Source organism: Streptomyces sp. SID14436, assembly GCF_010548465.1.
Lineage (GTDB): Bacteria > Actinomycetota > Actinomycetes > Streptomycetales > Streptomycetaceae > Streptomyces.
Map to the genome: position 1 here is coordinate 1 of NZ_JAAGMD010000323.1, position 7,286 is coordinate 7,286.

2 protein-coding genes are annotated in these 7,286 nt (G+C 74.5%); both read left to right on the forward strand.

All coding sequences use genetic code 11. From position 1 onward, the window contains the following. The first annotated feature begins 192 nt into the window (after positions 1–192). Complete coding sequence (locus G3I53_RS11705; RefSeq protein ID WP_164337259.1) at positions 193–2,238, forward strand: SPFH domain-containing protein; 2,046 nt, start codon at positions 193–195, stop codon at positions 2,236–2,238. A 67-nt stretch (positions 2,239–2,305) separates the two neighbouring features. Next, positions 2,306–7,286, forward strand: a 4,981-nt coding sequence (locus G3I53_RS11710) for a DNA repair ATPase (RefSeq protein ID WP_164438307.1), incomplete at its 3' end; no start/stop codon positions are given.

Genomic DNA, 7,286 nt, shown 5'->3' on the forward strand with positions numbered 1-7,286 from the left:
CGGGGCCGCCGCTCCCGTGACCCGCGTGCCGCACGACCGCGCCGCCTGAGCCGCGCTCCGGCCGCACCACCGAACCGTTCCCCCGCCCCGCGGCGGCTCCGGGCCCCGCCCGTGTCCCGCCGTGCCCGTACGGGCCCCGACACCGCTCCACCACCGCACTCGTTCCCGCCCCAGCTCCCAAGGACGTGTCCCATGGATGCAGCCACCGCGGGCATCGCCGCAGTCGTCGGCGTCTGCCTGCTGTTCGTACTCGTCGCCCTGCTCGTCGTCTCGAAGCTGTTCCGCAAGGTGGAACAGGGCAAGGCCCTCATCGTCTCCAAGATCCGCAAGGTCGACGTCACCTTCACCGGCCAGGTCGTCCTGCCGGTGCTGCACAAGGCCGAGGTCATGGACATCTCGGTGAAGACCATCGAGATCACCCGGGCCGGCAAGGAAGGACTGATCTGCAAGGACAACATCCGCGCGGACATCCGCATCACGTTCTTCGTCAAGGTCAGCAAGACCGTGGAGGACGTCATCCGGGTCGCCCAGGCGGTGGGCACCGCCCGCGCCAGCGACCGTGACACCCTCCAGGAGCTGTTCCACGCGAAGTTCTCCGAGGCGCTGAAGACCGTCGGCAAGCAGATGGACTTCACCGACCTCTACACCAAGCGCGAGGAACTGCGGTACCGGATCATCGAGGTCATCGGCGTCGACCTGAACGGCTACCACCTCGAGGACGCGGCGATCGACTACCTGGAGCAGACGCCGCTGAACCAGCTGGACCCGGGAAACGTGCTCGACGCCCAGGGCATCCGCAAGATCACCGAGCTGACCGCCGTGGAGCACATCCGCACCAACGAGGCCCAGCGCGGTGAGGAGAAGGAGATCACCCGGCAGAACGTCGACGCGCGCGAGGCGATCCTGGAGCTGGAGCGCCGGCAGACCGACGCCGAGATCAAGCAGCGCCGCGAGATCGAGACCGTACGGGCCCGCGAGGAGGCCGAGACCGCCCGGGTGGTGGAGGAGGAGCGGCTGCGCGCGCAGAGCGCCTTCCTGCAGACCGAGGAGACGCTCGGCGTGCAGCGCGAGAACCAGGCCCGCGAGGTCGCCGTGGCCGCGAAGAACCGCGAGCGGGTCATCGCCGTGGAGAGCGAGCGCATCGAGAAGGACCGTCAGCTGGAGGTCATCGCCCGCGAGCGGGAGACCGAACTGACCAGGATCGCCGCCGAGAAGGAGGTCGAGGCGGAGAAGCGGGAGATCGCCGAGGTCATCCGGGAGCGGGTCGCGGTGGACCGCACCGTCGCCGAGCAGGAGGAGTCCATCAAGCGGCTGCGGGCCGTCGAGGAGGCGGAGCGCGAGCGCCAGGCCGTGATCATCGCCGCCGAGGCCGAGGCGCAGGAGAAGCTGGTCAAGGACATCAAGGCCGCCGAGGCCGCCGAGCAGTCCGCCACCCACCGCGCCGCCGAGGAACTCACCCTCGCCGAGGCCCGGTTGAAGACCGCCGACCTGGACGCGCGGGCCAAGCTGCGGGCGGCCGAGGGCATCCAGGCGGAGGCCGCGGCCGAGGGTCTGGCCGCCGTCCAGGTCCGCGACAAGGAGGCCGAGGTCATCGAGAAGGCGGGCCGCGCCGAGGCCGAGGCCACCCAGGCCCGGATGCGCGCCGAGGCCGAGGGCGCGCGCGCCAAGGCCCTCGCCGAGGCGGAGGCCGTCGGCGAGAAGCTCCGCGCGGAGGCCGCCGGCCTCACCGAGAAGGCCGCGGCGATGGCCGCACTGGACGAGGCGTCCCGCGGGCACGAGGAGTACCGGCTGCGCCTGGAGGCCGAGAAGGACGTCCGGCTGGCCGGCCTGGAGGTGCAGCGGCAGGTCGCCGAGGCACAGGCCACCGTCTTGGCGACCGGGCTGGAGAGCGCCGACATCAACATCGTCGGCGGGGAGTCCGTCTTCCTCGACCGCCTGGTGTCCTCCATCGCGCTCGGCAAGGGCGTCGACGGGTTCGTCAAGAACTCCGAGACGGCCCAGGCCCTCGCCGGGCCGTGGCTGGACGGCACGGCCGGCTTCACCGACGACCTGAGCCGCATCCTCGGCTCCGTGTCGACGGCCGACGTGCAGCACCTCACCGTCTCCGCCCTGCTCATGAAGCTCATGCAGGCCGGCGGCGAGAACACCGGTCGGTTCCAGGAACTGATCGCCAAGGCTGGTGAGTTGGGACTCGCGGACACTCCGCTGGCCGCCCTGAACGGCCACGCCCGGGCCTGACCACCACCGATCGGGAGCCGCCGCACAGGGGACGGCGGCTCCCGGTCGTCCCACCCGAGAGGCAGCCATGACCACCGGCACCCACGAGACGGCCACCGCTCCCGGCACGGCGGACCCGCACACCCACGAGCCCACGGGCACCGCCACCCGCCCCGACGGCGACAACGCCCCGGCCGCGCCCGCCGGCACCCCCGCCGCGGGCGGCACCGACAAGGCCGACGGCGGCGCCTACCAGGTGCTGCGCGACCGCCTCGGCGCCGAGGCCGCCGAACTCGCCCGCCGCGCCGAGGCGTTGAACCGGCGCCGGATCGAGGAGTTCGGCTCCGCCGGGCTGCGCCTGGCCGGCACCGAACGGCTGCGCACCGAGCGCACGAGTCTGCCCGCCGACCTCGTCGCCGTGGGCGACGCCCTCCTCTTCGGCTACCGCGCCCGGCCCCGCCCGGAGGACGGCACCGCCGTCGGCGACGTCCTCGCCCTGCACGACCGCGAGCTGAACCGGCTGCCCGAGGACGCCGTGCCCGGGCTGCTCGACGACCCCGCGTTCGTCCGGGAGTTCGAGGCCCTGCACCGCTACTACCGCGAGGCGCGCCTGCTGCGGCTGCGCCGCGTCGACGGCAAGCTCCTCGCCGTCTTCCAGACCGGTGAGAAGGCCGAGGACATCCGCGTCCTGCGCTGGTCGGTCACCGCCGACGGCCGGGCCGCCTTCCTCGACGCGCGCGGCGACCGCGACCACGCCCGCACCCCGGCCCCGGACATCGAGTGGACCCGCACCACCCGCGAGGACCACGTCCTCGGCCGCCGGCCGCACGTCTCCGTCCTCGGCGAGCTGTTCGTCGACACCCTCGGCGGCACCCTCACCGTCAGGACGAGCGACGACACCGAGAGCCCCGACGGCATCCACAGCGAGCCCGTCGACGAGCCGCTGCAGTCCCTCGCCGACGCCGAGATCTCCCACGCCCGGGTCGGCGCCCTCGTCCTGCTGCGCGTCCTGCCCTACAAGGAGACCGCGCACCGCCACCTCGTCTTCAACACCCTCACCCGGACCGTCGTCCGCCTCGACGGCATCGGCCAGGGCTGCCGCCGCCTGCCCGCCGACCAGGGCATCGTGTTCCCCGGCGGCTACTGCCTGGCGGCCGGCCCCCACAAGACCTACGACCTCGACACGGGCGGCATGGAGTTCGAGCGCGAGGTGCGCTCGCCCAACGGCGAGGACGTGCTGTACGTCTTCCACGCCCCCGCGCGCGGCCGCGGCCTGCTGCTGTCGTACAACGTGATCCGCGAGGAGGTCGCCACCCCCCTGACCGGCCACGGCTGGGCGCTGTCCGACGACGGGCAGCTCACCTTGCTGCGGCCCGACGCCGACGAGCCCGCCCGCGTCCACCCGGTCCAGGTGTGGCACACGCCCTACGTCTCCGACACCCACGCCGCCGCCCGGCCGCCCGGCGACGGCCCGCTGGCCCGGCTCGGCAACGCCGACCTGGTGCGCGGCATCTCCGACTGCCTGTCCCTCGCCCGCTCCGTCGCCGAGACCACCCCCACGAGCGAGGTCTACGAGGCCCTGGTCACCGCCTGCCTGCGCACGCTCGACGCGCACCACTGGCTCGGTGACGGCGAACTGGGCGACCTGCGCTCCCCGCTGGAGCGGATGCGCACCACCGCCGGACAGGTGCTGGCCGAGTTCGAGACGGTCCGCGCCCTCACCCGCCGCGCCGCCGACGCCCTCGACGAGGCGGCCGGCCGCGTCGCCGCCGTGGTGCGCCGGCTGCGCGGCGAGCAGCCCCGCGAGGCGTCCGCCTGGGTCACCGGACTCACCGAACTCCGGCACGCCCAGGGACACCTGCTGACCCTGAAGGACATGCGGTACGCGGACCGCGCCCGCATCGACGAACTGGCCGCCGGCGCCGAGGCCGACCTCGCCTCCTTCGGCCGGCGCGCCGTCGCCTTCCTCGCCCGCGAGGACGCCTTCGCGGGCCACCACGCCGACGTCGACCGCCTCGTCGCCGACGCGGAGGCGATCACCACCGCCGCCGAGGCCGTCCCGGTCGCCGGCCGGCTGGAGGAACTCGCCGACGGTCTGCGGACGGTCACCGAGGTGGTCGCCTCCCTCGACATCGCCGACACCACCGTCCGCACCGCCGTCCTGGAGCGCGTCGCCGAGGCCCTCGGCGGCGTCAACCGGGCCCGCGCCACCCTCGACACCCGCCGCCGCGCCCTGCTGGAGAAGGAGACCCGGGCCGGCTTCGCCGCCGAACTCGCCCTGCTCGGCCGGACCGTCACCGGCGCGCTGGCGGCGGCGGACACCCCCGAGGCGTGCGACGACCAGCTGGCCCGCGCCCTCGCGCAGCTGGAGGTGCTGGAGTCCCGCTTCGCGGAGTCCGACGACGTCCTCGGCGAGCTGATGGAACAGCGCACCGAGATCCACGACGCGTTCACCGCCCGCCGGCAGAGCCTCACCGACGCCCGCGCGCACCGCGCCGAGCAGCTCGCCGCCGCCGCGGAGCGCGCCCTGGAGGCGATCGCCCGGCGCTGTGCCGCCCTGCCCGACGCGGACGCCGTCAGCACCTACTTCGCCTCCGACCCGCTGATCGTCAAGGTCCGCCGCACCGCCGACGACCTGCGCACACTCGGCGACCCGGGACGGGCGGAGGAACTCGACGGCCGCATCCGCACCGCCCGCCAGGAGGCCGACCGCGCCCTGCGCGACCGCACCGACCTCTACGCGGACGGCGGGCGCACCGTCCGGCTCGGCGGCCACCGCTTCACCGCCACCACCCAGACCCCCGACCTCACCCTCGTCCCCCAGGGCGACGGCCTCGCCTTCGCCCTCACCGGCACCGACTACCGGGCCCCCGTCACCGACCCCGCCCTGACCGCCGCCCGGCCCTACTGGAACCGGCGCCTGCCGTCCGAGTCGCCCGAGGTCTACCGCGCCGAACACCTCGCCGCGCGCCTGCTCCACGAGCACGGACCCGACGCGCTGAACGGCACCGACGACCTCGCCGCCCTGGTCCGCGGCGCCGCCGAGGAGGCCTACGACGAGGGGTACGAGCGCGGGGTCCACGACCACGACGCCACCGCGATCCTCACCGCCGCCCTGCGCCTGCACGCCACTGCGGGCACCCTGCGCCACGAGCCCGCCGCCCGGGCCGCCGCCCTGCTGTACTGGGCGCACGGCACCACCCCGGAGCAGCGGGCCGTCCTCACCCGCCGCGCCCGCTCCCTGGCGCGTGCCCGGGACGCCTTCGGCCCCACGCCCGCCCTCGACCACCTCCGGTCGGAGACCGAGCACGCCATTGCACAGTGGCACGGCGACGGCACCGTGCCCGCCGGGGCGTGCGCCGCCTACCTGCTGGAGGAACTGACCACCGCCCCCGAGGGTTTCGTGCTCTCCGCCCGGGTCCGCGGCCTGCTCGACGCCTTCCGCCGCTCGGTCCCGGCCGACGCCTACGAGGAGGACCTGCCCGCGCTCGACGACCTGACCGCGCGCCGCCGGCTGGTCGAGGCCTGGCTGTCCGCCTACACCACGTCCACCGGCGCCGACGTCACCCCCGGCGACCTCGCGGAGGCCGTGGCCGCCGAGCTGTGCCCGGACCTGCCGCGCCACGTGTCCGACGCGCCCCTGACCACCACCGTGGAGGGGCTGCTCGGCACCCACCCGCGGATCACCGACCGCCGGCTCACCCTCCGCCTCGACGAGTTCCTCGCCCGCACCCAGGACTTCCGGGAGCGCGACCTGCCCGCGTTCCGCGCCTTCCAGCGCCGCCGGACCGAACTGGTCGCCGCCGAGCGTGCCCGGCTGCGGCTGGACGACCACCGGCCGCGCGTGATGGCGTCGTTCGTGCGCAACCGCCTGGTCGACGAGGTGTACCTGCCGCTCGTCGGCGACAGCCTCGCCAAGCAGCTCGGCACCACCGGCCGGGACGGCCGCACCGGCACCGGGGGCCTGCTGCTGCTCCTGTCCCCGCCCGGCTACGGCAAGACCACGCTCATGGAGTACGTCGCCCACCGGCTCGGCCTGGTGCTGGTCAAGGTGAGCGGCCCGGCGCTGGGCCACGCGGTCACCTCCCTGGACCCGGCGGAGGCCCCGAACGCCACCGCGCGCCAGGAGATCGAGAAGATCAACTTCGCGCTGGCCGCGGGCAGCAACACGCTCCTGCACCTCGACGACATCCAGCACTGCTCGCCCGAACTGCTCCAGAAGTTCATCCCGTTGTGCGACTCCACACGCCGCGTGGAGGGCGTCCGGCAGGGCGAGCCGCGCACCTACGACCTGCGCGGCAAGCGGTTCGCGGTGTGCATGGCCGGCAACCCCTACACCGAGTCGGGTGAGGCGTTCCGGGTGCCGGACATGCTGGCCAACCGCGCCGACGTGTGGAACCTGGGCGACGTCCTCACCGGCAAGGAGGAGGTGTTCGGCCTGAGCTTCGTGGAGAACGCGCTCACCGCCAACCCGGTCCTCGCCCCGCTCGCCGGCCGCGACCGCGCCGACCTCGGCCTGCTGCTGCGGCTGGCCGAGGGCGACCCCACCGCCCGCGCCGACCGGCTCTCCCACGCCTACGCGCCCACCGAGCTCGACCGCGTCCTGGCCGTGCTGCGCCACCTGCTCACCGCCCGCCGCACGGTGCTCGCCGTCAACGCCGCCTACATCGCCTCCGCCGCACAGGCCGACGAGGCCCGCACCGAACCGCCGTTCCAGCTCCAGGGCTCGTACCGCAACATGAACAAGATCGCGCAGCGGATCCAGCCGGTCATGAACGAGGCCGAACTCGCCGCCGTCGTCGACGACCACTACACGGCCGAGGCGCAGACCCTCACCACCGGCGCGGAGGCGAACCTGCTGAAGCTGGCCGAGCTGCGCGGCACGCTCACCCCGGCACAGGCGGCCCGCTGGGCCGAGGTGAAGGCCGCCCACGTCCGGACCGGCACCCTGGGCGGGCCGGACGACGACGCGCTCACGCGCGCGGTCGCCGCGCTGGCGGTGCTGGGGGAGCGGATCGCGGCGGTGGAGTCCGCCATCACCCGCGCGGCGGACCCGCGCCGGCTCCTGG